28 protein-coding genes and 1 pseudogene are annotated in these 25,804 nt (G+C 36.8%); 17 read left to right on the top strand and 12 right to left on the bottom strand.

Features of this window, described 5'->3' with window-relative positions; translation table 11 throughout:
- Positions 1–9: 9 nt before the first annotated feature.
- On the bottom strand, positions 10–2,949 hold the full coding sequence (locus AOLE_RS08340; protein ID WP_013197643.1) for an insulinase family protein: 2,940 nt from the start codon (positions 2,947–2,949) through the stop codon (positions 10–12).
- 251 nt (positions 2,950–3,200) lie between these two features.
- Positions 3,201–5,256: pseudogene (locus AOLE_RS08335) on the bottom strand (TonB-dependent receptor).
- Positions 5,257–5,493: 237 nt separating this feature from the next.
- Here AOLE_RS08335 and AOLE_RS08330 point away from each other — a divergent pair.
- The 8 genes from AOLE_RS08330 to AOLE_RS08295 all read left to right on the top strand — a co-directional run bounded on the left by AOLE_RS08330 (position 5,494) and on the right by AOLE_RS08295 (position 11,169).
- The gene (locus tag AOLE_RS08330; protein ID WP_013197642.1) at positions 5,494–6,498 is read left to right on the top strand and encodes an adenosine kinase; all 1,005 of its coding nucleotides are present in this window, start codon (positions 5,494–5,496) and stop codon (positions 6,496–6,498) included.
- Positions 6,499–6,514: 16 nt separating this feature from the next.
- A complete protein-coding gene (locus AOLE_RS08325) occupies positions 6,515–6,823 on the top strand; it encodes a Rieske (2Fe-2S) protein (protein ID WP_003652095.1) in 309 nt (102 codons plus the stop codon).
- A gap of 25 nt (positions 6,824–6,848) precedes the next feature.
- Entirely contained in the window at positions 6,849–7,457 is a 609-nt protein-coding gene (locus AOLE_RS08320; protein ID WP_005306154.1) for an OB-fold-containig protein, read from the top strand.
- Positions 7,458–7,834: 377 nt separating this feature from the next.
- Entirely contained in the window at positions 7,835–8,029 is a 195-nt protein-coding gene (gene cydP / locus AOLE_RS08315) for a cytochrome oxidase putative small subunit CydP (protein WP_005306157.1), read from the top strand.
- Positions 8,029–9,615 (top strand): cytochrome ubiquinol oxidase subunit I, encoded by a 1,587-nt coding sequence (locus AOLE_RS08310; protein ID WP_005306160.1) that lies wholly within the window; start codon positions 8,029–8,031, stop codon positions 9,613–9,615. Before cydP ends, AOLE_RS08310 begins: the two co-directional genes overlap by 1 nt.
- Positions 9,612–10,757 carry a cytochrome d ubiquinol oxidase subunit II gene (cydB, locus tag AOLE_RS08305; protein ID WP_013197641.1) on the top strand — a complete coding sequence of 382 codons (1,146 nt, stop codon included), beginning with the start codon at positions 9,612–9,614 and terminating at the stop codon, positions 10,755–10,757. Before AOLE_RS08310 ends, cydB begins: the two co-directional genes overlap by 4 nt.
- 10 nt (positions 10,758–10,767) lie before the next feature.
- A complete protein-coding gene (gene cydX / locus AOLE_RS19810) occupies positions 10,768–10,869 on the top strand; it encodes a cytochrome bd-I oxidase subunit CydX (RefSeq protein WP_000270276.1) in 102 nt (33 codons plus the stop codon).
- Positions 10,870–11,169, top strand: coding sequence for a cyd operon YbgE family protein (locus tag AOLE_RS08295; protein ID WP_023274216.1), 300 nt, complete (start codon positions 10,870–10,872; stop codon positions 11,167–11,169).
- Positions 11,170–11,181: 12 nt separating this feature from the next.
- Here AOLE_RS08295 and AOLE_RS08290 read toward each other — a convergent pair whose 3' ends face one another.
- From AOLE_RS08290 to AOLE_RS08265, 6 genes are all read right to left on the bottom strand, one after another.
- The gene (locus tag AOLE_RS08290) at positions 11,182–11,706 is read right to left on the bottom strand and encodes a GNAT family N-acetyltransferase (RefSeq protein WP_013197639.1); all 525 of its coding nucleotides are present in this window, start codon (positions 11,704–11,706) and stop codon (positions 11,182–11,184) included.
- 78 nt (positions 11,707–11,784) lie between these two features.
- Positions 11,785–12,456 (bottom strand): YccT family protein, encoded by a 672-nt coding sequence (locus tag AOLE_RS08285; protein WP_013197638.1) that lies wholly within the window; start codon positions 12,454–12,456, stop codon positions 11,785–11,787.
- 218 nt (positions 12,457–12,674) lie between these two features.
- A complete protein-coding gene (locus AOLE_RS08280; RefSeq protein WP_009392698.1) occupies positions 12,675–13,271 on the bottom strand; it encodes a nitroreductase family protein in 597 nt (198 codons plus the stop codon).
- A 188-nt stretch (positions 13,272–13,459) separates the two neighbouring features.
- The gene (gene ftsY / locus AOLE_RS08275) at positions 13,460–14,572 is read right to left on the bottom strand and encodes a signal recognition particle-docking protein FtsY (protein WP_013197637.1); all 1,113 of its coding nucleotides are present in this window, start codon (positions 14,570–14,572) and stop codon (positions 13,460–13,462) included.
- 120 nt (positions 14,573–14,692) lie between these two features.
- Positions 14,693–15,019, bottom strand: a complete 327-nt coding sequence (locus tag AOLE_RS08270; protein ID WP_005306180.1) for a hypothetical protein — start codon at positions 15,017–15,019, stop codon at positions 14,693–14,695.
- Positions 15,020–15,123: 104 nt separating this feature from the next.
- Positions 15,124–15,483 carry a hypothetical protein gene (locus AOLE_RS08265; RefSeq protein WP_004791942.1) on the bottom strand — a complete coding sequence of 120 codons (360 nt, stop codon included), beginning with the start codon at positions 15,481–15,483 and terminating at the stop codon, positions 15,124–15,126.
- A gap of 216 nt (positions 15,484–15,699) precedes the next feature.
- Here AOLE_RS08265 and AOLE_RS08260 point away from each other — a divergent pair, with 216 nt between their 5' ends.
- The 3 genes from AOLE_RS08260 to AOLE_RS08250 all read left to right on the top strand — a co-directional run bounded on the left by AOLE_RS08260 (position 15,700) and on the right by AOLE_RS08250 (position 17,199).
- On the top strand, positions 15,700–15,933 hold the full coding sequence (locus tag AOLE_RS08260) for an SEL1-like repeat protein (protein ID WP_002121063.1): 234 nt from the start codon (positions 15,700–15,702) through the stop codon (positions 15,931–15,933).
- A gap of 315 nt (positions 15,934–16,248) precedes the next feature.
- Positions 16,249–16,623, top strand: coding sequence for a DUF2750 domain-containing protein (locus AOLE_RS08255; RefSeq protein WP_005306184.1), 375 nt, complete (start codon positions 16,249–16,251; stop codon positions 16,621–16,623).
- A gap of 144 nt (positions 16,624–16,767) precedes the next feature.
- Positions 16,768–17,199, top strand: coding sequence for a CBS domain-containing protein (locus AOLE_RS08250; RefSeq protein ID WP_004791938.1), 432 nt, complete (start codon positions 16,768–16,770; stop codon positions 17,197–17,199).
- A gap of 51 nt (positions 17,200–17,250) precedes the next feature.
- Here the strand turns inward: AOLE_RS08250 and AOLE_RS08245 are convergent, their stop codons facing one another.
- Positions 17,251–18,459, bottom strand: a complete 1,209-nt coding sequence (locus AOLE_RS08245; RefSeq protein ID WP_004791935.1) for an aspartate aminotransferase family protein — start codon at positions 18,457–18,459, stop codon at positions 17,251–17,253.
- Between the two features lie 227 nt (positions 18,460–18,686).
- Between AOLE_RS08245 and grxD the strand changes: the two genes are divergently transcribed.
- On the top strand, positions 18,687–19,028 hold the full coding sequence (gene grxD, locus AOLE_RS08240; protein WP_004791933.1) for a Grx4 family monothiol glutaredoxin: 342 nt from the start codon (positions 18,687–18,689) through the stop codon (positions 19,026–19,028).
- A 47-nt stretch (positions 19,029–19,075) separates the two neighbouring features.
- On the opposite strand, the gene AOLE_RS08235 is transcribed toward grxD, so the two are convergent.
- Positions 19,076–19,399, bottom strand: coding sequence for a hypothetical protein (locus AOLE_RS08235; RefSeq protein ID WP_013197636.1), 324 nt, complete (start codon positions 19,397–19,399; stop codon positions 19,076–19,078).
- 244 nt (positions 19,400–19,643) lie between these two features.
- On the opposite strand from AOLE_RS08235, the gene AOLE_RS08230 reads away from it, so the two are divergent.
- Positions 19,644–20,543, top strand: a complete 900-nt coding sequence (locus tag AOLE_RS08230) for a LysR family transcriptional regulator (RefSeq protein ID WP_005306196.1) — start codon at positions 19,644–19,646, stop codon at positions 20,541–20,543.
- A 42-nt stretch (positions 20,544–20,585) separates the two neighbouring features.
- Here the strand turns inward: AOLE_RS08230 and map are convergent, their stop codons facing one another.
- A complete protein-coding gene (gene map, locus AOLE_RS08225; RefSeq protein WP_013197635.1) occupies positions 20,586–21,380 on the bottom strand; it encodes a type I methionyl aminopeptidase in 795 nt (264 codons plus the stop codon).
- Positions 21,381–21,734: 354 nt separating this feature from the next.
- On the opposite strand from map, the gene brnQ reads away from it, so the two are divergent.
- The 3 genes from brnQ (at position 21,735) to AOLE_RS08210 (ending at position 24,168) form a co-directional block, all read left to right on the top strand.
- Positions 21,735–23,036: a branched-chain amino acid transport system II carrier protein gene (gene brnQ, locus AOLE_RS08220; protein WP_013197634.1), complete on the top strand. Its 1,302-nt coding sequence runs from the start codon at positions 21,735–21,737 to the stop codon at positions 23,034–23,036.
- Positions 23,037–23,226: 190 nt separating this feature from the next.
- Complete coding sequence (locus AOLE_RS08215; protein WP_013197633.1) at positions 23,227–23,640, top strand: GlcG/HbpS family heme-binding protein; 414 nt, start codon at positions 23,227–23,229, stop codon at positions 23,638–23,640.
- Positions 23,641–23,913: 273 nt separating this feature from the next.
- The gene (locus AOLE_RS08210) at positions 23,914–24,168 is read left to right on the top strand and encodes a hypothetical protein (RefSeq protein ID WP_013197632.1); all 255 of its coding nucleotides are present in this window, start codon (positions 23,914–23,916) and stop codon (positions 24,166–24,168) included.
- Positions 24,169–24,193: 25 nt separating this feature from the next.
- Here AOLE_RS08210 and AOLE_RS08205 read toward each other — a convergent pair whose 3' ends face one another.
- Positions 24,194–24,649 carry a hypothetical protein gene (locus AOLE_RS08205; RefSeq protein ID WP_013197631.1) on the bottom strand — a complete coding sequence of 152 codons (456 nt, stop codon included), beginning with the start codon at positions 24,647–24,649 and terminating at the stop codon, positions 24,194–24,196.
- A 141-nt stretch (positions 24,650–24,790) separates the two neighbouring features.
- Between AOLE_RS08205 and AOLE_RS08200 the strand changes: the two genes are divergently transcribed.
- Positions 24,791–25,648: an alpha/beta hydrolase family protein gene (locus AOLE_RS08200; RefSeq protein WP_023274214.1), complete on the top strand. Its 858-nt coding sequence runs from the start codon at positions 24,791–24,793 to the stop codon at positions 25,646–25,648.
- Positions 25,649–25,804 lie beyond the last annotated feature (156 nt).

Raw genomic sequence — 25,804 nt, 5'->3', positions numbered from 1 at the left:
ATTTTTATTTTAATTAACTTGTTGAATGGTAAAACCTAATTGCTGCAGTTCATCACGTTTGGCAAATGGTGCAACTACAGCTTTTACAGGAGTTTGCTCAACCAAATATTGACGAGCAACACGTTGTAAATCATCTAAAGTTACATGCAACAGTCTCTCACGCAAGAGACGGCGGAAAGCTGGTGTTCTTGCATGCAATAATGCATAACATGCAGTAATCGCCTCACCCGCTGGTGAACCTGGCTTATCCATACTTGCAACTAACCCAAGAATCGCTTCTTCAAGCTGATGAGGCTGTTGTTCCGTATTTAATAACCATTGCACGCTTGCTTCAAAGTCTTTAAAAGTTTCTGCTAAACGTGGGTCACGGTAACTATAGAAACGGAATGAACATGCATTCCCATCATAACTTGCTCCACCACCGTATGCACCGCCTTTCTCACGAATGGCGCTGTGTAAGAAGCCATTACGTAAATAAGCTGCCAATACCATTAACGGAGCTGCATCTGGATGCGACACGTCCACCGCCTGATAGGCTGAAGCACAGAACTGAACATTTGCCTGAATTAACCATGCTTCATGATTATTGTCATTTACCTGTTCTACGTGAGTTAATTCTGTTGCAGTTGCATCAACATTTAGTTTATCCCAAACATTTTGGATTTCTTCAACCAAACGTTCAGACTGATGTTCTTCACATACAAGCAAGAACTGTTTAGGTGCTTGCAATAATTTACGATGAATACGCTTTAATTCTGCAATCAAATCATCATATGCAGCAGAGTCTTGAGTAATCTTAGCAACAAGCTCGCCTAACCAGTTTAATGCACCTAAACCAGTGTTTTGATAGTCGCGTTGAGCCAATGCACTCATATTACGTGACGCGATTTGCATTGCGTAACTATGGCCCGCTCCAGACAAGCGAGATTGCCAACGTGTTTTACGTTGTTGCAACAATTCAATAATTCGTTCTTTCTCATCAAATCGAAGCTGTTCAAATGCTAATTTTAATAAATGAATTGCATCAAACCTCTGAGTCAACGATTTAGTCGTTAACGTTAGCCAAGCACTAATTTTATCTTTGTCATCAACTTTACTACGTAATGAAGCGCCCATTCCTAAACCACCACTTACAGCTGTTTGTAAGTTTTGTAGTTCAAGATAGTCATATTCACCTGCACCCACTTCGCCCATCAAGATAGAAAGCAAATTGAAGTAAGGTGACTTCACAATATCATCAGGAATCTGAATGAGTACTTGTTGATAGTAAATACCGTTCGTACCAGCATGGTACAAATTCAACGGCGTATCCATACGATTACAAAGAATTTCGCGTAACTGCCCCTGCACAATATGCAAGTCAGCAGGTACATCTTCCAAACCTACTTTTGGTAATAGTTCAAGGTTGTCTGGAGTATCCTGACGTTCCTCTAGCGCCTTGGTATTAGCGATAATTTCAGCCTTATCAGCATCTGTTAACTTTTCACCAATAGCAGCTAAACGTGCTTTTTCTGCTTCTTGCTCCTTTACAGACTTAGTTGGGTCTGGAACTAGAGTCATTTGCACACGATGTGGGTTGTCAAGCAAATGTGTTTGAATCAGATTTGATAACCACATTGGGTCTTTCAACTCTTCTTTAACTTGTGCAATTGCGCTGTCAACATCCCAAATTTGAATTGGGTCATTATGGTGAATCGCACCGCTTAAGCCATTTAAAATTAAACTTAAGCCATAAGGTGTACCATCACCATTAATTTCACGCTGATGCAACTCAATCTGATGCAAGATTGCATCGACTAAATTACTATCAATTGGTTTTGCAGCAACATCATGCAGAATATTTAAAACACCTTCTCTAAAGCTTTGTGCATGTTCAGGATTTGAACCTTGAACACCACAGTAGAAAGTCATTTCAAAATTACTGTCGTCTACGCCCATCAATGGACCTGTTGATTGAGCATAACCACAAGTTTCTAGGTAATGACGCAATGGTGAAGCTGAATTTTCTAACAAAATTCCTTCAACCAAACGCATTCCCAAACGCAATTTCACATCATTTGCTTCTGGTAATAACCAAGATAAAACATGATAAGTTTTATCTTTTAAATCATCACTATCAACACCATAATTTTCTGTTACTTCAATTGGTGCTGCCAAACGTTTTTCGGGCTTAGAATATAGAGTTGTTCCAGCAGAAAACTTATGTAGAGCTAGTTTTTCAAATTGCTCTTGCAGTTCATATGCTGTTTGATTACCAAAGGTCATGAATACAGCATTACTTGGATGGTAATGTACTTTATAAAAATCGACTAACTGCTCATAGGTTAAATCAGGAATATCTTTCGGATCACCGCCTGAGTTGTAATGATAGGTCGTTTCAGGAAATAAATGATGAGCCAACTGATGATAAAGTTGGTCAGACGGTGCACTCATCGCACCTTTCATTTCATTAAAAACAACACCTTTATAAACAGGTTGCCCATTTTCTAGTTCAATACGAATACCTTCTTGAGCAAAATCAAGCGGATTCAAATTAGCAGCAAATGCCGCATCAAGATAAACAGAGAGTAAGTTTTGGAAATCTTTTTTGTTTTGAGTAGCAAATGGATACGCAGTCCAATCTGCTGCTGTAAATGCGTTCATGAACGTATTTAAAGAACGGCGAATCATTAAAAAGAACGGATCACGTACCGGAAACTTTTCAGATCCACATAAAGCGGTATGTTCTAAAATATGTGCCGTGCCTTTAGAATCCATAGGCTGTGTTCTAAAAGCAACAAGAAATACATTTTCATCATAGTCAGTTGCCAAGTGATAATGCACCGCACCTGTGACTTTATGCTTATATTCAGACACTAAAATATCTAATGCTTCTACATGGTGCTGACGTAGCAACTGAAACGCAGGGTGAACAGTTTGAGAAATGGTTTCAGTGACATCTACAGTCATGTGATCTCCTAACATATCGGATAAGTGAATAAGTCTCATTATAGCCTGAGTCAGCTTGAGATTGGCGAACAAAAGCCAAGTAAAATACTATGTTTTTGTTGAGTATTAGTTTTCATTGGCAAGGCTTTGATATCAAGCACATAGCCATGAACGTTTTATCCTACCAGAACAAAAGCTTTTAATTCTATTTATATATTAACCAATAAATAAAAAAGCCCATCAAGTCGATGAGCTTTTAGAAAAACTTTTACTTAAAAGCGATAACGAAGTGCAATTTGAGCATTCAGTGGATCGCCCATCATGTTTGAATCATTGGCTCCGCTATGTCCCGAAACAAAGTAATCACGATCAAACAGGTTATTTAGATTGAGGTTCACATCGTAACGTTCACTTTGATAACCTAGCGCTGCATTTACAACAGCATAACCTGGTAAAACATTCTTGTTATCTGGCGCACTAAAACGTGATGATTCACCACGACCACCTACAGCCGCATACCAATGATCATTCATTTGATATTTTAACCATAGGTTAGCAGTATTGTTTGGCGTAAGCGCAGAACGATTGCCTGTCAGTCCAATAGCGGATTTTTCAATCTTACCATCCATATACGAATAGCCAGCTAATACTGATAATTGATCAGTTAATTGTCCTGTTAATGAAAGTTCAACACCTTTGGTTTTTTGCTCACCTGCTAATACTGCTAGTGTTGAATCTGTAGGGTCTTGATTTTGAATATTTGTTTGGCTCATTTCAAATAAAGCCAACGTCACATTCAATTGATCATTCACATCCCACTTCGCACCGACCTCAATATTTTCGGTTTTTGTTGGGCTCAAATCATCACTGTTTTTATATAAAACAAATGAATCAGCCAAAGGCTGGAAAGACCGATTATAAGAAGTATAGAGTGAAATATTGCTTACTGGCTGATAAACCACCCCGATTCTTGGAGAATAGGTGTTATCAGTTCTATTTAATATTTGAGACTTCACTTTATCATTGCGATCTTGTGACAAATTATCATAGCGTAGACCAACTAAAACTTTCAGCTGATCTGTAACTGTCATTAAGTCTTGTAAATAGATACCGTAGTTTTCAAAGGTATTACTATTATTATTACGTGCAGTTGTTGAGCCTGTATTAATCGGAGCCCAATACTCTAATTCAGGATTATACAAATCAGTTGTGGTTTTAGCACCTTGCCAAAGTATTTCATCTTTGTGCTGCTTACTATACTCAGCACCAATCAAAGTATTGTGCTTTAAGAAACCAGTATTAAATAAACTACTTAATTCTTGCTGAACATACACGCCATCTTCATTACGTAAACGCTTATTTTGAGTCAAAGTAATTTGTGACTTATCAGCGGGATGTGAATCAACACTATATTGACGGTCTAATGAATAGTTATAGTGACGAACTGCTCCATGATATTTTAGATTATCGTTAAACTCATGATCTAAACTTATGGTTTGGCTTGAAATTTCAGTATCAACATCACCAACCTCTTTACCGTTTAACGCACCATAAAAAGTTTTAGGGTTTGTTTTAACTGGTTTACCTGTAATTGGATCTGTCGGGAAACCTTGATCTGCTAAACGGTCATCATGCAAATAGTCAGCCTGAATTAAAAGCTTCGTCTTGTCTGAAATATCCCATTGTAAAGAAGGAGCAACCGCTTGGCGTTTTAAAAAAGCCTGATCACGATAACCATCTGAATCTTCAACTGCGCCAGTTAAACGAACCTTAACATTCTCTGCTACTTTTTCATTCACATCGACTACTGACTTCATGCAAAGATTCGTCCATTGGTTTTTTATTAATTTTATTGACTAATCCACCCGCAGAACCACGTCCATATAATACAGAAGCAGGCCCTTTTAATACTTCAATACGCTCAACATTCGACATGTCGCGAAAATACAATGCATCATCACGAATACCATCTACATAGTTATCTGTGATTGCAGAGAAACCACGAATCATGACCTGATCACGTTGTCCATCACCCACACTAAAGCTCAGCCCAGCAACGTTTTGTAAGGCACCTTGCATAGAGGTCACAGTCTGCTCTCTTAAAGCTTGTTTAGGCACCACATTTACGATTTGAGGAACATCTTTTAATTGCATAAGTCCTTTAGTTGCAGTTGATGCTTGTCCCACTTCTTGTTTTAAGCTTTGTTCCTTTTCAGCTTTTACTGAAATTGTTGGAAGGTTGGTTACAGCTTGTTGCTCTGCCTCAACGGCATATACATGGCTTGTCATAACCCCAACTGATGAAATAAATAAAATTGAACGCTTCATGTAAGTTCGCTACGAAAAATTTCATGCGAAGTTTCAATGAAGTACACTGTATTTGTAAATATTAGCAAGAATCATTATTAATTGATAATATTTATTAAAAGTAGCATTTCAATAGCTTAGTTAAACAATAATTTTCCATTAATCTCTGAAGTAACTGAATTTTATTCAACAAACTACAGCAAATCCAAGCAATGGTGTAAACTTAGCAACCTGATTTTTTTATTTGTGACAACACATATGGCAACTGTAGATCTTTTTGCAATTGGTAATGCATTAATCGACCAAGAATTTAAAGTGTCTGATGATTTTCTGAATCAACAAGGCTTGCAAAAAGGCACAATGCAGTTGTCCGATGGTGACACTCAATCTGGTCTTTATGCAGAGTTAAAACAGCACCAAGACTACAAAGGTCAAGCGAGTGGTGGTTCAGCAGCAAATACGACCGTGGCTTTTAGTGCATTAGGTGGAACTGCTTTCTATGGTTGCCGTGTTGGTAACGATGATTTAGGTTCAATCTATCTGCAAGGTTTAAATGAAGCTGGTATTCAAACCACTGCAAAGTCAATCAGTGAAGGTGTAACAGGTACTTGTATGGTACTCATTAGCCCTGACTCTGAACGCACAATGCACACCTATTTAGGTATCACTGCTGAACTCTCTCAAGATCAAATCGATTTTGAACCATTAAAAACAGCAAAATGGCTTTATATTGAAGGCTATCTTTCTACAAGTGAAACAGCGCGTAAAGCTGTAAAACAAGCAAGAGAAATTGCAAAAGCAAATGGTGTTAAAATTGCCCTATCTCTTTCAGATCCTGCAATGGTGCAATACGCTCGCGAAGGCTTGGAAGAACTTATGGATGATGGTGTAGATTTACTATTTTGTAATGAACAAGAAGCCTTAATGTATACAAATACAACATCTGTAGAAGATGCTCTTGCTCAATTACGTTTTAAAAATCATACATTAGTTATTACACAAAGTGCTAAAGGTGCTTTAGTTTCTAACCCTACCCAACATTTCCATGTGGCAGGCCGTCATGTAGAAGCCGTTGATACAAATGGTGCAGGTGATGCATTTGCAGGCGCATTCCTTTATGCCCTCAACCATCATCAAGATTTAAATGCTGCTGCACAGTTAGCTGTCTTAATTTCGAGTGAAGTTGTTTCTCAATTTGGTCCACGTTTAGCAATTAATGATTATGCTAAACTTCTTGAAAATTTTCAGAAGGAATGTGCTTGAAATGGAAAGGATCTGTATGACGGAAGAAGTTCCTGAGCGTGAAGCTAGAGCTTTTGACACTTTACAAGGAACGACTATTTTCGTTACGCAACGTGACGGCGCATTCTATGCTTATCAGAATTTATGCCCTCATTTGCAAACTGAGCTTGAATATTTAGAAAATCAATTTCTTGACCAAGATCAAGAGTACATCCAATGCTCTACTCATGGTGCTTTATTTACCGTGGAAACAGGTGAATGTATTTCTGGACCATGTTTAGGCGATTTTTTGAATAAAGTTGAGCTTAAAGTACATTCAGATGGCGGTATCTATATCGTAGACTGAAGCTATAAACATTAGAGTTTCTGCCATGGCTGATTTCTTTTTCAATTATTATCTTATGCCATTTCACTTAAGTGTAGTGGCTTTGATATTGCTCAGCGTGGTAGAAACCATTGGCATGTATATTGGACTCCGTCCAAGTCAGTTACTCAAAAAAATTGCACCCGATTGGCTTTCTAACTCACCGCTACTTAATGTTAAATTTTCTAAAGCTCTAATTTTCGTTTTTTTACTCATCAATTTCAGCTATGCAGGTTACTTTTTACAGCTCTCTTTCTTCGCAATTCAGCATTATTTTATTTCCCCATTTTATTTAATCGTCCCAGCTCTTGTGATCGCAATCTTTTTTACTGTGTTCATGATCCACTGCCTTGACCAAGTGATTAAGCCCAAGCTCACTCATACCAACTATAACCTTTTAGGCCGATTAGCAACCATTTCTAGTGGTAATGCCAGACCTGGATTTTCTGCCCAAGCCCGCGTGCGTGATGAATTTGGTCAGCTACACTACGTTCAAGTAGAACCAGAGTACGGCGAACTCGAATTATACTCTCAAGTTATTCTTGTTAGAGTGCATAAAAGCCATTATGTAGCTAAGAAAATTTCTGTATCCAACGATCTTTTTGCACCCGATTAACTCTTAATTATTCTTGTAGTTTCCTATAACTTTTTGCAGGCTTCATTACGCCTGCATTTTGTTATTTTCTTTCTTAATTAATATTTATTATCCCGAGCACTTTAGTTGGAAATAAAGTTAATAAATATTATATACAACTATTTTAGTTGGTATTAAATAAAAACAAACCATTTTAATAAACTTTATTTTTTATTTACAAGTGTTTTAGTAGGAATTAATAATCAATTCAAACTATTTTAGTATGATATTTATTTTAAAATAACAAGTATTTGTTTTATATAAACTAATTATTTAAATATTCATTTTAAATATATTTAATGTTTATTTTTATTATGTTTTGATTAATAATAAAATTATTATCAAATGAGGTTTAATATATGAGCCTTTATTTTAAAAATCTTAATAGTCGTTTAATTAAAGAAATCACTATTATTCTAATAATAAAAATAGTGCTTCTTTTAACGATTAAACATATTTGGTTTGATGCTCCCACCATCCCCAAAAATTTCGACAATCAGGTCGCTGAGCATATTGCTGGCGATAACATTTCCAACATTAAGGAGACACGTTGATGATTTCTGAAAGCGTGGTTGATCTTTCGCGGTTTCAATTTGCAATGACCGCAATGTATCACTTTCTTTTCGTCCCTTTAACTTTAGGTTTGGCATTTATTCTTGCCATCATGGAAACCACTTATGTCATTTCTGGTAAAGAAATTTACAAAGATATGACTAAATTTTGGGGAAAATTATTTGGTATTAACTTTGCTTTAGGGGTTACGACTGGCCTAACAATGGAGTTCCAGTTTGGAACAAACTGGGCTTATTACTCACACTATGTAGGTGATATTTTCGGTGCACCATTAGCAATTGAAGGCCTTATGGCATTCTTCCTTGAATCGACATTTATAGGTCTATTTTTCTTTGGATGGGACCGGTTAACTAAGGTTCAGCATCTAGGCGTAACATGGTTAGTCGCTCTAGGTTCCAACATGTCAGCGCTCTGGATTTTAGTGGCGAATGGTTGGATGCAAAACCCAGTAGGTGCTGCATTTAACTTTGAAACGATGCGTATGGAATTAGTTGATTTCGGCGCGCTTATCTTTAACCCTGTAGCTCAGGTTAAATTTGTACACACTGTATCTGCGGGATATGTAACTGGTGCAATTTTTGTACTTGCTATCTCAAGCTACTACTTGCTTAAAAAACGTGATCTACCTTTTGCACGTCGTTCATTTGCAATTGCTGCAATTTTCGGTCTTGCATCTACACTTTCAGTGATTTTGTTAGGCGATGAATCTGGCTATGAGCTAGGGGATGTTCAAAAAACTAAACTCGCTGCGATTGAAGCCGAATGGGATACTCACCCTGCTCCGGCTCCATTTACCTTGTTTGGCGTACCCAATCATGAAGAAATGCGCACAGATTATGCAGTTAAAATTCCATATGCATTAGGTTTAATTGCAACTCGCTCAACAACCAAAGAAGTTACTGGTCTTAAAGACCTCATGCAACAGCATGAAGTCCGTATTCGTAACGGTATGCTTGCCTATGCTGAACTTGAAAAATTACGTGCAGGCGATCGCTCACCAGAGTTATTGGCTTCTTTTGAAAAAAATCAAAAAGATCTAGGTTATGGTCTGCTTCTTAAGAAATATGCACCCAATGTAGTTGATGCAAGCGAGCAAAATATTAAAGCTGCTGTAAAAGATACTGTTCCAAATGTTACAGCGCTATTTTTCTCTTTCCGCGCAATGGTTGCCTCTGGCTTCTTAATGCTATTACTTTTCATTTTAGCGACTTGGGCTGTAGCAAAAAGAAATGCTGAAAATAAACCTTGGCTACTTAAATATGCATTATTTGCACTGCCGCTTCCTTGGATTGCTGCACAAACTGGTTGGTATGTAGCTGAAGGCGGCCGTCAACCATGGTCAATTGGTGAAATCTTACCAACTCACCTATCTACTTCTAGCTTAAGTACTGGTGATGTATGGGGTTCGATTCTTGCTTTAGCAGCGTTCTATACAGCTCTTTTAATTATTGAAATGTATTTAATGATCAAGTTTGCTCGTTTAGGGCCAAGTTCTCTGCACACTGGCAAATATCATTTTGAAAAGCAAGAACCGAAAACAGCTGTTAATGGGGAGGCCTTATCATGATTGAATATGAATTATTAAAAATCATTTGGTGGGTGTTAGTTGGCGTACTACTGATCGGCTTTGCTCTGACTGATGGCTTCGATATGGGTTCTATGGCTCTCATGCCTTTCGTTGGAAAAACTGATAGCGAACGCCGTGCTGCAATCAACACGATTGCGCCACACTGGGATGGTAATCAGGTCTGGTTTATTACGGCAGGCGGTGCACTATTTGCTGCTTGGCCAATGGTCTATTCAGTTGCCTTCTCTGGCATGTACTGGGCACTGTTATTAGTTTTATTCGCCCTCTTCTTAAGACCTGTTGGCTTCGATTATCGCTCTAAACTAGATAATACCAAGTGGCGTAATTCTTGGGATTGGGGCCTGTGCATTGGTGGTGCCGTTCCAGCGTTTGTGTTTGGTGTAGCGTTCGGCAACTTATTTCTAGGACTACCATTCGGGTTAGACGATACTTTACGCTCCGAATATACTGGCAGCTTTTTTGCCCTTCTTAACCCCTTTGCTCTAGTTTGCGGTGTGGTAAGTCTGTCTATGCTTTGTGCACATGGCGGTGCATGGCTCATGTTGCGTACAGATGAAGCTTTAAAACAACGCTCTGCCAAAGCTACTCAAATTATGGCAATTATATTTTTAATTTGTTTCCTTGTGATTGGAGCGTGGCTCTATTTCGGGCAAGTTCCTGGTTATAGCTATGCTGTTGCCATAGATCCAAATGCTGCACTCAACCCTTTAGCTAAAGAAGTGGTGACTAATAGCAATCCTGGTTGGATGAATAATTACAACACCTATCCAGTGACTAAAGTTGCTCCAGTTCTTGCAATATTAGGCGCCATCATTGCAATTTTTGCATCTTCAAAAGCAAAAGCAGGCTTAAGTTTTACTGGCACAAGTTTAATGATTGTAGGAGCAATTTTAACTGCTGGTTTTGCTCTATTTCCGTTCCTGCTTCCATCTAGTATTAATCCCAACTCGAGCTTGACGATGTGGGATGCTGTCTCAAGTCACCTTACTTTAGGCGTTATGACGGTTGCTGCGTGCATTTTTGTTCCTCTTATTTTGATCTATACCAGTTGGTCTTATTACAAAATGTGGGGAGTCATTACCAACAAACACATCGAGTCAAACTCGCATAGCTTGTATTAAGGAGAACACAATGTGGTATTTCGCATGGATCCTAGGCATTTTGATGGCATGTTTTGCGGGTGTACTCAGTGCACTTTATATCGAACATCATCAAAATTTAGATGAGGAATAAATGATGGCAAAAGCAATGACAGCATCAAATCATCGAAAAGCTCAAGCATTTACAATGGCCCTTTCTTTTCTGTTGGCATTGCCTCTTGCTGCAATTTTGTTGGTTTATCCTTCACTCATGCTAGATGCTAATGGACACTACAATCATAGCCAGCTTATGCTGGTGATGATTGGTATTTCTGGTGGCTTTATTTATGGAGTGGGTTTCGTACCCAACTTCTGGCTATGGAAATGGCTATTCAGCCCATGGGTGGCTTGGCCTCTCATGCTTTTAGGCTATTACATCTGGTTTCTAACCTAAATCAAAAAGACCTCAAATGAGGTCTTTTTTCATTTCAACCAACTTAATAGGCACCCTTGGCACACCTACATTTGCATCAACTGGATATGACTGTTCATTTCCCGTTTTCACATATCCACGTCTTTCATAATAAGCTATCAACTCAGAACGGACATCGAGTACATGCATTACGGCGTTTGTCAGATGTGGATCTTCTTTCAATGCGTATTGCTCTGCATATTCTAAAACAGACCGACCCACTCGCATATTCTGAACTTGAGGATCCGTACAGAATGTTCCAATCTCAACCTGACTATTTTCAAATGTGAGCCCAATACACGCAACAATTTTGGAAAATTCAGTTTCCGCTATCAATAATGTTGAATTCCTAAGTTGTAGTTGTTCTTCTAATTGATGCTCTGTAATACGCAGTCCTTTTACCCACCCGAGCTCTGTTGTCCAACTTCGACCCTGCTGTTCTCGATAAGACTTATTAATTAAATCTACAAGCTGTGGAATATCAGCAAATGAAGATAAACGAAATTTTAAATTATTCATAAAGTATACTTAGGCTATTTATAAAAATTCTAAAAATAAAGCCGATATTAAATCGGCTTTATTTTAAATAGCAATTAATTAATTTGATTGTTCAGCTAACCATGCCATGAATTTTTGACGCTCAGCTTTAGATGCTTTCTGCCAAGTTTCAACTAAACGTTGATCATTCGTTTGTGCTCCACCTGTTGCTGCCATAGACGTTGCAGTTGGCACAACAACTTGAGCGGAAGTAGGTTTAGCCGATGCATATACTGCTTCAGGCTGTGGCTTAGATGATCTAGTTGTAAAGTCAGTTACTTTACCCAACAAGCCAGTTGCAAACCATGGTTTTGCTTCATTGTTTGCGCCCGTTTGTTTCACAATTAATTCATTATTTGCACTGTATAAAGCAACTGTTGGTTGTTCTGCATATTTTTTCGCATTTTCATAATCTTTAGGTACATCTACCATCGAAAGCTTATAAGTTTTCCCATCTTGCAATGCAGGCGTTTGAATTGTGACTACACCAGATTTAACAATGTCATGCTCACCATTTAAATGTTCAAAATATTCTTGATAGCGCACGCTTAAGCTAGTTTCACCCGCATCAACTTTATAATTATTTTTAGATGAACGAAATAACCCAGAATTGACTTCTTGACCATTCACAGCAAGGATTACAATTTCCTCTGGTGCTGTAATTGTAACTGCTGAAAATACCGAACTACTGAGTAACAAACCAATTGCAGCAACACCTAATCTTAAAGTCATCTGTCTCTTTCTCTATATTTGATAAGCTATGAAATCATGAGCAATATGCAATATGATTGTGACTATTTTATGACAGTGCAGCGATCCATTAATTTTTCGATTTATTATTATTAAATATACATTTGAATTTTATCAATTTGTGTTGCTTTAACCTTTTTATTAATTCAAAAAGCACATAAAAAAAGAGTACCTATTTAGGTACTCTTTTTAACTTTCAATTAGTTGAAAGTTTTGAAACGATCAGCATCATTAATAAATGCTTTTTCGCCTGCTGGTGCTTCAACTGAACCAAATACTAATTGAGCACGTAGTTTCCAAGTTGCAGGAACATCAAAAGCTTCAGCAGCTTCAGCATCAACAATCGGGTTATAGTGCTGTAAAGATGCACCTAAACCAAGCTCTGAAAGCGCAGTCCAAGTTGCAAATTGAGCAATTGCACTTGAATGTTCAGACCATACTGGGAAGTTATCTGCATATAATTCGAATTGCTCTTGTAAGCTTTTAACAACGGCTTGGTCTTCATAAAATAAAACCGTACCAACGCCAGCTACAAAGCTATCAATTTTTGTGTTTGTACCAGCAAAAGCTTCAGCAGGAACAATTTTACGTAATGCTTCACGAACCAAATTCCAGAATTTAGCATGTGATTCACCATATAGTGTCACCACACGTGAAGACTGCGAGTTAAAAGCTGAAGGACTATGTTTAACCGCTTCACGAATAGTTTCTTCGATTTTAGTGCGATCTAATGCAACATTTTTACCAATTGCATAAATAGTACGACGATTTTTAATTTTATCTAAGAAAGTAGACATTTTGTTATTTCCTACCTATTGATTGACCAAGGGCCGTTGTTTGGGAATGAATACAGTGTATTAAAGTCATTTTTCATAATCAGCATTAAAAATATGACAGTTCGTTTTATTTTCGCAACAATAAAAAAAGATATACATATAAAAAAAGCTTCACGTTTTAGTGAAGCTTTTGAATGCTAACAACCGTTTTACTTATCAGTTTCAAACAGCGCCGCAACAAATGATTTAGCCGAGAATGGTCTTAAATCATCAATTTTTTCACCAACACCAATAAAACGAATTGGCACATGGGTACGACTTGCAATATTAAAGAGCACGCCACCTTTCGCAGTCCCATCCAGTTTGGTAATGGTAATACCAGTTAAACCCACAGCTTGGTCAAACTCTTGCACTTGGTTAATCGCGTTTTGCCCTGTACCCGCATCTACTACCAACATAATTTCATGAGGCGCAGTTGCATCAATTTTTTGCATAACCCGTTTAACTTTTTTAAGTTCTTCCATTAAGTTGCTTTTATTATGTAAACGACCTGCTGTATCTGCGATTAATACGTCAATTCCTTTAGCACGAGCACTTTCAAAAGCATCAAAAATAACAGAAGCACTATCAGCTCCGTGACCTTGAGCTACCACAGAGATATCATTACGTTCACCCCAGATCTGTAATTGTTCTGTCGCTGCAGCACGGAAAGTATCCCCAGCAGCCAACATCACTTTTTTACCTTCGCCTTGCAAACGTTTCGCTAATTTACCAATCGTTGTAGTTTTACCAACACCATTTACCCCAACCATTAAAATCACATAAGGTGATTTGTTAGGATCAATATGCAAAGGTTTAACACGTGGGGCCAACAAAGCAACCAACTCTTCTTGCAACGCTTTATATAGAGAGTGGGAATAGATCAAATCACCACGAGCTGTACGCTCTGTTAAATTGGTAATAATCGTTTTAGTAGCTTCAACACCAATATCTGCAACTAATAATTGCTCTTCGACTTCTTCGAGTAACTCATCGTCAATTTCTTTTCCGCCAATCAAGATATTGACCATACCATCAGCGAAATTACGACGAGTTTTGGTTAAACCCTCTTTCATTCGGCCAAAAAAACCGGTTTTTGGTTGTTCAACCGCAGCTTCTGTAGAAGCTAATTCAACTTTGGCTGCTTCAATATTTTCTTGCGATTTAACAGGAGATTCAACGATGGGAACATCGATAGCAGGTAAATTAGGTAATGTGACATCGTCATCACCGATCTCAGCATCTATCAAGAATTTATTTTGCATATTCGATTGTTGCTCCATGCGGATTCCTTGAAAAGCAGCGCGTTTAAAAAGATAAAGTTTAGCATAAATTCAAAATTTTGCCTGCCACAATAGTGCTCAAAAAGCTTAGGAAACCAAGATTTAGCCTGATTAACCCATTTACTGAGTATCTTCCTGAGCGAGTGCTGGATATTGCTTAATATGAGCACCCTCAAATTGGTAAGCATGCATTAACTTTAAATAATCTGCCCGATGAATTTCTGACTGAGCTATAAGCAACTCAGCCATGTCTTGAGTTCTTGGATAAGTAGCCTGATGAGAAAGTTGTATAATTCGTTGATATTGATCCGGACTAATAGGCCGAAGTAATGCTAAATATGACAGCACAAAAATACAGCCAATGACAATAACCACAAACAGGTTAAAACATTGATCAACTTTTAACTCAGACTTTAATTTAAGAAAATTTTGTTTGAATATGAGCATGACCTACCTCGAATTAGTGTAGTGTAGGGTTCAATACTCATAAGTACAAGATCAAACATCCAGTAAGGTTAATAATCATACCTTACTGGATAGTATGAGTATGCTTAACTTATTAGTGAACGAATGACGGAAAAGTATAAAATTGCCGCAATAATCACCAAGACTAGAAACATAGCAAAAATACTTAACCCTTCTTCTGCATCTGCTGGATGCAATTCGTCTTCATCAGCAATTTTTCGAAGTTCCCCATCATAAACTTGATAAAACCAGTTTTTTTGGGCAGGTTCCAAATGACCAGCAAAATCAAACACCCTTTTACGCTGTGCTAGACAATAATCCCCTAAATGGATTTCCTCATGAAAGATAGCTTCATCTAATAATTTACGGTGATAATGGGCCAGTTCTATGATTTGTTCCTCTTTAGGAGGCGTGTCAAAAACAAAGCCGTCGATTGTATTTGTCATATTTTATTCTCCTTGTCTTTTATTCTCATATTGATTTTAATCAAAATTATTTGTGAATAATGTTTAATCATGTATCCTAATAGTGAACTAAACGAAATGACAAATAGTTGACAAATCCATCAATTTGTAATATTAGTTTAATAATTCTAAGTTAAATTAATTTAAAGGCACTAGCCTTTAGAAAAAAGTAATCATAATTACAATAAGGAGTTTTCTATGATTCAACGTATCTCTCATCATGATTTAGAACATGTATATGCAACTGCAGTAAACACAATTCACTCTCAAATGAATTTCCAAGATGCGGTTGCACAGTTAGAAGAAGTTGCTCGCGCTGGGCATGGTAAAGCCGCTCTATTCTTAGCAGAATTATATTATCAAGGTTTCCGTGTTGAACGTGACTCACTTAAAGCACAATACTGGCAAAAGTTAGCCACAATGCAAGCATAAAGAGACGTCACCTAGGTGGCGTTTTTTTGTACCCGTAAAAACCCAAAGTTATCAATTTATATAAAGCCTTACTTCGCCACTTCAGTCTTAGCGCAAGTGGCGTTTTTTTATGTCTGTAAAAATATTCTATAAATATAATTTGCTATGCACTTCATTTGTCTTACGCTAATGTCAACGCTTTAATCATATTGACTTTCTCAAGTGACATTTTTTATAGCTGGGAATATTTGTTTACGATTTGATACCTGTTTAAACTGAAATGTCATCTGATTTTTCTATAATAAGCAAGATAAGTTAAGAACCATTAAATTGACAATGAATAGTTTAAGCAATCTGCAACCGGTTTCAAAAGACTTGATGATTAAAATTTATATTTTAAGAACCATGATGTATTGCGGAGTTCTCTGGGGATTATTTCATCAGGGCTGGGCAATTAAATCAGATCAAGAAGACTTTATTTTTCCTTTTTGGCTCAATGGATTGCAAGCTCACCGCTACGCTAAAGAACATTGGCCACATTACAAACCTAGAAGAATTACTCCTAAAGATTTTCACGAGTCTTTATTACCAACTTTAACTCGACTCAACGTTACACCAGCTTTGTTTAATTCTTCTCATCGCAAGTTGAAATTATCTACACAACAAATGCAACATTTCTTTTTTAAACAGCCGCACTGGCAAGGAGCCTAAAGTTTTCTTTAGGTTCTTAATCTCTATTAGAATGCTTTTTGAACGCTTGAGTGTAAAACTTGTATTTGAATGACTATCAAGTCTTTGCATTTTTATAAAATCAAGCTAATTTAAAACAAAATGATAAAACATAGGACAGAAGAAATGACAATCGTTGCACAAGTAATCAAAAACAAATCAGAGCAAGATATTTTTACAATTTCTCCTGAAGCCACTGTCCTTGAAGCGATTAAGATCATGGCTGATAAAGGAATTGGTGCGTTAGTGGTAGCCGAAGGTGAAAAAGTTGTCGGAATTTTATCTGAACGTGACTACACGCGAAAAGTAACACTGATGGAACGTTCTTCATATAGCACTACAGTTGCTGAAATTATGACATCTAAGGTGCTTACTGTAAGTCTAAACAACACAGTTGAAGAGTGTTTACAGCTTATGACAGATCGCCACTTACGTCACTTACCTGTATTAGACAATGAAAAATTAGTTGGTTTTATCTCTATTGGTGACTTGGTAAAAGCAGCAATGGAAGACCAGAAAAATTTAATTGAACAGTTAAAGCAGTATATCTCTGGTTAATTATTCGAAATAAAAAATGGGCATATAGATGCCCATTTTTAATACTGAAACTTAAAGATAATTGTTAATCAAAGCAACTAAACGTTCTAATAAGTCATCAGCTTGTGCTTGAGTCATATTAATTGGCGGTAAAAGACGAACCACAGAACCTGCTGTAACGTTGATAATAAGCTTGTGCTGATCACGAGCAATCGCAACGAGTTCAGCACAGTCTTTAGGTAATTGAATACCAATCATCATACCAAAACCACGCACCTGAACATTCTTGTCAGCTAACTGTGTGCGAAGTTGATCCACAATATAGCGTCCTACTACTGCCGCATTTTCTACAGCATTTTCTTTTTGAATTGTATCGATTACCGTATAAACCACACGAGAACCTAATACAGTACCGCCATAGGTAGAACCATGACTACCAGGTCCTAATAAACCAACAGCTTTACCTTGTGTCATTACAGCACCTACTGGAAAACCATTTCCAAGTCCTTTCGCAGTCGTCAAGACATCAGGCACAATGTTGGTATGCTGATATGCAAAATATTTACCAGTACGCCCATTACCTGTTTGAATTTCATCTAGCATCATAAGCCAGTTATGCTGATTACAAATATTGCGAACTTCTTCAAGATAGCTAAAGCCTTGGGGAGCAGTATTAATACCACCCTCACCTTGAATTGGTTCAATCAAAATCGCAACAATATCTGGATGCTGCAATGCAGCTTCTTGAATTGCTTCTACATCACCAAATGGCACACGAATAAAATCATTGGTTAAAGGAGCAAAGCCATCTTGTACTTTCTTATTACCAGTTGCTGAAAGTGTTGCTAAAGTACGACCATGAAAAGATTGTTCTGCCACAATAATCTTTGGCAAACGTACACCTTGTTGAGTACCAAATTTACGAGCAATCTTAATCGCACCTTCATTTGACTCAGCACCACTATTTGAAAAGAAGATTTCTTCCATACCAGAAACCTCTGCAAGCTTCTGAGCAGCAGCAGTTTGCCAAGGAATTTCAAATAGATTACTTGTGTGCACAAGTGTTGCAGCTTGTTCAGCAATTGCTTCTGCAATAACTGGGTGAGCATGACCTAAACCACATACAGCAATACCCGTTAAAGCATCTAGATATTCCGTACCATCCTCAGTATATAGATATGCCCCTCGGCCTCGTACAAAACTGATCGCTTGGCGACCATAAGTAGCCATTAAGTGTGATGGTTGATCAGGTTGTATTGGAGCTAGGGTAATATCAGTCATAACGAACTCTGTCTGTATGAGGTTTTTAGAAGGGTTTATATAAACAAAAACTGGCTCTGATGAAAAGTCTCATCAATCATTTATCTAAAATTTCGTCCGCTTTTCGCTATCACTTCGGTTTATACAATAAAATATTGAATATTCAATGCAACTTTAAGCATTAAGGTGGTTTGCAAAGCAACATAAACACCCCCTATAATGCTGCTAGATTAGTTGAGGATCTATTTATGACTGAACAAGCACGTGATACTGAAGCGTTAATCCGCGATCAAATTGCGAAGCATCCCGTTTTACTTTACATGAAAGGCACTCCACAGTTTCCACAATGTGGTTTCTCTGCACGTGCTGTAGAGGCGCTCAGTCAAATTGGTCGTCCATTTGCATATGTAAATATTCTGGAAAATCCTGATATTCGTGCAATGTTACCAGCAATTGCGAATTGGCCTACATTCCCGCAACTTTGGGTAAATGGCGAACTTATTGGCGGTAGCGATATTATGCTAGAAATGTTCCAAAATGGTGAATTAAAACCATTAGTTGAACAATATAGCGCTGCACCAGAAGCGTAAATAATAAAAAAGCCAATCAATAGATTGGCTTTTTTATGTTCTTAATTTTAAAGATCGCTTACCCCAACATAGCGAAACAAACCTTCCACACCTAAATCAGATTTTAAAACAATCAAATTTTCATAAGCTGTTGTAGTCAAAGCTTCAAAAATATTCATATTTGGATCTTCGTGCAACTCATCCACGCTCTGGCTCATGCACTCTTCAAATCGATCTGCAACAAATTCAAAGCCCAAATCCATCGCAATAAATAAAGTATGTTCGCATGGCTGAACATACTGTTCTTGTGCCCAGTCAATTATCGCTTGTTTGCAAAATGGACACTCAATATTTGCAGAGGCATCGTTAAGTTCTATCAGTTGATAAGGCATTAGATTTGAAAAGTAGAGAAAAATATAGTGTAGAAGAAAATGATGAACACTTCTATAGACAATGTCTAAAGCTACTGGAAATGCATACATTAAAATCACAACGTAATTACAATATAATTTCAAAAAGCCATTTCTAGCAATAAGTAATGAATCTATCTCCTGCTTACAAAAAATTTAGTATAAGAATTATCGTTGCAAAAATAATAATGTAAAATCATGGTTGTTGCAGAAATAGGATATTTTAATGCTCACCGATCTTGATGATTTTTATTGTTTTGCTCTTGTTGTTGAGCATGGTGGCTTTAGTGCTGCTGAGCGTGTAACGGATATACCAAAATCAAAATTAAGTCGCCGCGTTTACAGCTTAGAAGAAAACTTAGGGGTCCGTTTAATCCAACGTAGTTCTCGTCATTTTGCTGTTACAGATATTGGGATGGATATTTACAGACATGCTCAAGTCATGATGAATGCTGCTCAAGCTGCCCATGATTTGGTTGATCACTTAAGTATTCAACCTAGAGGTGTAGTGAAGGTTAGCGTTCCTGTTGATATTGCTCAAAATCAACTTCCAAAAATCCTACCTGCTTTCTTAAAAAAATATCCAGAAATTCGTTTGCAACTGATGGTCAGTAACCGTCGAGTAGATGTGATTAATGAAGGGATTGATATCGCATTACGAGTTCGCTCAAAACTGGATGACGATCCAAGTTTAGTTCTTAGACAGTTTGCACTTATAGAACAAAGCCTATTCGCAAGTCAGGCCTATTTAAATGAGTTTGGGGATATAAAAAATCCTGAGCAACTCAGTGAACACCGTATTTTAAGTTTGTCTGAAGAGCATCTCGATCAACAATTCATCCTGCATGGACCTGACAATCAACAGAAAAAAGTGAAAGTTAGCCCAACAGTAATGGGAACAAATATCTATATGCTCGCCCAACTTGCGAGTCAAAATTGTGGTATTGCATTGTTACCTGACACAGCGGCTGAAGATTTTGTGAAATCGGGGCAGCTTGTACAAATCTTGCCAGATTGGAAAGCAGCTCACGGTATATTCCATGCCGTATATCCATCACGCCGAGGATTACTACCTGCTGTTCGAGTATTTATTGATTATTTAGTAGAAAATCTTTCTGAGCGTTAAAATAAAAAAGTTCGATAATTTATCGAACTTTTTTTATATTTTTCAAATTGCAGGATAGCTTCCCACACCTTCAGGCCATGGGGTCAATAGTTCAAAACCAGTTTCTGTTACTGCAACCATATGTTCCCATTGAGCAGATAATGAATGATCTTGAGTAATGACAGTCCATCCATCATTTAACTCTTTCACTTGCGGTCGACCTGCATTTACCATTGGCTCAATGGTAAAAACCATTCCTTTCTTTAAGACTAAGCCTTGCCCGCGCTGCCCGTAATGCAAAACATTAGGTTGTTCATGATAGACCTTACCAATCCCATGTCCACAATATTCTCGAACAATACTATAGCCTTCTCGATGAGCAACCGACTGAATAGCATAACCAATATCACCTAATGTAGCTCCTGGCTTAACAGTGTGAATACCTGCAACCATGGCCTCATAAGTTGTATCAACTAATTTTTTTGCTTGTGGATTTACATTACCCACAAAATACATGCGGCTCGTATCACCAAAATAACCATCTTTAATAATTGCGACATCAATATTAATAATATCGCCATCTTTTAAAATTTTATTCGGCGATGGTATGCCATGGCAAACAACTTCATTGACTGAAGTACATATCGTTTTTGTAAAACCGTGATATCCCACATTAGCAGGAATAACTTTTAAATTATTTACAATATAGTCATTACAGAGGTTATCTAAATACTCAGTAGATACGCCCGGTTTTATATAGGCCTCTATCATTTCTAAAACTTGTGCAGCCAAGCGTCCAGAAACTCTTAACTTTTCCAGATCTTGTTCAGTTTTAATGGTAACAGTAGAAGCTCTCATTCAATTCTATCCTCGCAGACAAGAAACATGCCCTTCCCTACAAAAACCTAAGGTAATTCAAAATATTTTAGGATGAATATAAGTCAGATCAAAAGCCTAAAATGCTTAAATATTCGGCATTCACAATAAAAATTTATGTTTTTATTCTTACATATTTTTTATAAAAAGTCAGAACTTAAAAAGAAGTTCTTTTCTCCTTTTTATGGCTTTTCAAGTACATACTTTAACCAAATAAACGCTTATAACACTATATATGGTTTTAACCACCTAAAAAAAAGCTTTTTCCCATAAATTAGAGCTTGATCATGATTACTTTTGCTCTAAAATTCCTTCTTTTTTTATTAACTTTAATTTATGCAACATCTTCGTACCGGAGATATTATTGCCTTAGGTTTTATGACCTTTGCCCTTTTTATTGGGGCTGGCAATATTATCTTTCCTCCCATCGTTGCTCAACAAGCTGGTGAGCATGTATGGTTAGCTGCACTAGGCTTTTTAATTACGGCTGTCGGCTTACCTGTAATTACCATCATGGCACTCTCTCGTATGCAGGGTTCCATTGAAATTATTAGCTCTCCCTTAGGTCGAGTAGCAAGTCTGATTTTAACTGTTGTTTGTTATTTATCAGTCGGCCCTCTATTTGCTACCCCACGTACAGCTACTGTTTCTTATGAAATTGGTTTTTCCTCTTATTTTGGAACCTCAAGTAGCAGTCTTTTAATCTATAGCGCAATTTATTTTTCATTTGTAACTGTAGTTTCACTTTATCCAAACAAGTTATTGGATACTGTAGGACATGTACTTGCTCCACTAAAAATTATTGCTTTAGCAATTTTAGGTATTGCAGCAGTGATGATTCCTGCGGGTTACGTACCTGCTCCGATCAACCATTACGTCACCTCTCCGGTTTCAGAGGGCTTCGTAAACGGTTATCTCACTATGGATACATTAGGTGCACTAGTATTTGGTATCGTTATTATTCAAGCGATTTACTCTCGCGGCGTTACTGATAAAAAGTTAGTCACCAAATATGCAATTATTGCCAGTCTCATTTCAGGTGTTGGCCTTACTTTAGTTTATTTAAGCTTATTCAAATTAGGTTTAGGTAGCCATGAAGTAGCACCAAATGCAGCAAATGGCGCAGTAATTTTACATGCATATGTACAACATGCTTTTGGAAATATGGGTTCATTATTCTTAACTGGACTAATCTTTTTAGCATGTATGGTTACAGCAATTGGCTTAACTTGTGCGTGTGGTGAGTACTTTGCTCAGTTAACGAAATTACCATATAAGCTTTTAGTATTTATTTTAGTTGGTTTCTCTTTCATTATTTCGAATCTTGGCCTAACTAAACTGATTGCTATTTCAGTACCTGTCTTAAGTGCAATCTACCCACCAGCAATTGTGGTGATTATGCTGAGCTTCTTCTGGAAATTTTGGCACAAGCCTTCTTTCATTGTCGGTTCAGTAACAAGTATTGCTTTAATTTTCGGTATTATCGATGGTCTTAAAGTTGCAGGCTTCAGCAATTATTTACCTGAATTCCTTCAGCATTTACCATTAAATGAACAAAACTTAGCTTGGTTGATCCCATCTTTAGTTGTTCTTGCAGTTACTGTACTTATCGACAAAGTTAAATTCAAAAGCATTTAATCTAGTGACTTTTTTGAAATCGAGTTTTATCCAAACATGATTTTATATATTGAATAGAATGCTGTGTTTACCCAACCAGCATTTTATTTCCACACTAGTTTTTAATGACAAATCAACTATAGATATAATTAATTTTTACTATAAAATTACACTAAAATAATTTTTAGCTACTCAGGAAAGAAGAGCAACAATGAAAACTAAATATTACCTAACATTAGCAGATGCAGAGTTTTTAATGGAACAAGCTCAAAAATATGCAATTGAACACAACTTTAAAGTCAGCATTGCGATTGTTGATGAAACAAGCTCTCTATTATTCATGAAACGATTAGATGGTGCTTCTCCTCTAACTACACATCTATGCCTAGAAAAAGCAAAATGCGCTGCAATATCAGGTAGACCTTCAAAATTTTACGAAGAACTTCTAAAAAGTGGGCGTCTTGGTTTCTTAAGTATGCCTAGTGCTCAAGGGATGTTAGAAGGTGGAATACCGATTATTTATGAAGGTGAAATTTTAGGTGCTATTGGTGTATCGGGTGTTCAATCTTTTGAAGATGCAGAAATTGCTCAACATGCGATCGATAGTTTTTTTAAAAAAATATAATAGCTAAAGCAAAACCATAGGAAAGAGAAATTAATACACTTTTCATTTAAATAATTTCTCTTTTCTAAAAGAATAAGTATTTCATACAAAAATATTAAACATTTACTTTTTTAATACCTTAAACCTTTATAAATGTAGAGGTTTTTATAAAACTGCTCAAAAAATTTTCTATTTGCTATTGAACTGAATCAAAAATAGCAGTACAACATTAAACTTAAAACTTATTCTTGACTAAAACATTAGGTTTTAGCGCAACCACAAGGAGGGATGGAGATGTTATCATTACATTTCAACAAACAAGTCTTCATTAACACTCTGAACAGCAAAGATTCAGTTGTTTATGGAGTAACACCGCTTGCTCTTATGCTGACTTTACTGTTTCAAGGTATGATTAAAGGAAATCTGAAGCCCGAATACTTTATGTATGCGATGGTCGTTTCTTTCATATTTTGTCTGTGGGCCTTTGTCGATCATAAGATGCGAAAACTAGCTAAAAGACGTCTTAGTCAACAAAATTTGAATTCTTAAAAAATGGATGAGTAATCATCCATTTTTATATACCTAGAAATAAAAAAATTGTTCCAATAACTAAAATAGCTGTAGCCAATAATTCAGTCACAATTAATCCCACCATCATTAAAGACATCATCCACGAAGGTAAATTAAATCTGCCCAACCGATGGGGAGTTTTGAATTGATTTGTCGTGTCCTGTAAACATCCATGTATGATATAAACCAATATTGAAAAGCTAAAAAAGAAAATATTAGCTAATACACACCACAAAGCAACATTTTCATTTAAAACAGTAAAATAGCTTAATACAGCAAGAATGAGACTAGCAGCCGCATATAGCAAGCTACTGCGATGAGCAATGTCAACATAATAGTGGGCACGATGTAACTCTGAACGGCGTATTTGCCAATACTTCCACACCCCTGTGAACATTCCTACCCATAAAAATATGCCACTAAACACAATTGCTAACTGTACAGCTTTCGGTAAATCCATCTTTTTTCCAATTATTCGTTTTATTAAAATTTAAAGAGCTGTATAGCATAAATCTTGACTTTATAGTCACATTTTAAACAAGTATCGTTTTGGAACTCATGTAAATTAGAGTCACTAATAAGCTAATCATTACGTAACATTATGGATAACACTTTTGAATCATTTTGGATGACCTGCGAAGATGGTTATCAACTTGCTGCACAATTTTATCCAACTCAATCAAAGAAATCGGTACATCCTGTTTTGATTTGTCCAGCAACAGGTATTACCAAAAACTTTTATCATTCTTTTGCTACATGGTTAAGTCAGCAAGGCTATGATGTATTAAGTTTTGATTTCCGTGGAATTGGAGATTCATTGCATGGGCCTCTAAAGCAAAGTAAAGCGAGTATTAATGATTGGGGGACGCTTGATATCCCTTGCGCAATTGAAACTTTATTAGAAAAAACCCAAGCAGAAAAAGTTACTCTTCTTGGCCATAGTGCGGGTGGGCAACTGCTAGGGATTGTGCCAAATTTTCATAAAGTAGCAAAAGTTGTTGCAGTAGCAGGTTCTACAGGCCATGTAAAAGGACTTAAAGGTAAAACAAAATTTCTAGCCCCTGTCATGTTTAACGTTATCTTTCCAATTTCGAGTACTTTAAAAGGCTATGGTGCTACTCAATTTATTGGAATGGGTGAAAACTTACCTAAGAAAGTCGCACAACAATGGAGAGAGTTTTGTAGTCACCCAGGCTATGTGAAAAATGCTATTGGTAAAACTATTTTTCATGACTTTCATAGTGAAATTATTTGCCCTATTACTTCAATTTGGGCAAGTGATGATGAAATTGCCACTCAACACAACGTTGCAGATTTATTAAGTTTATACCCGAATGCATCTACTAAAATGCTAGAACTGAACCCGAAAAAACTCGGCTATAAATCAATTGGGCATATGTTAATGTTTAAAAAATCACATCAAAAGCTGTGGTCAGTCTTAGAGCAAGAAATTCAATAGTAATTTAAATTCTATCATTTAGTTTTTGCCTCTATGCCCGTAATCCGGTGTAGAGGTTTTTTTATTATTAGCAGTCCCCTTTTTATAAAATAACTTTATTAAATTTATAGTTACCATAAGAAACTAAAATATATTAAGTCATGATTCCTTTGTATT

Origin of the sequence: Acinetobacter oleivorans DR1 (assembly GCF_000196795.1) — a bacterium.
Classification (GTDB): domain Bacteria; phylum Pseudomonadota; class Gammaproteobacteria; order Pseudomonadales; family Moraxellaceae; genus Acinetobacter; species Acinetobacter oleivorans.
The sequence above is the reverse complement of the archived record's forward strand: the minus strand, read 5'-3'. Positions and strand labels throughout refer to the sequence as shown.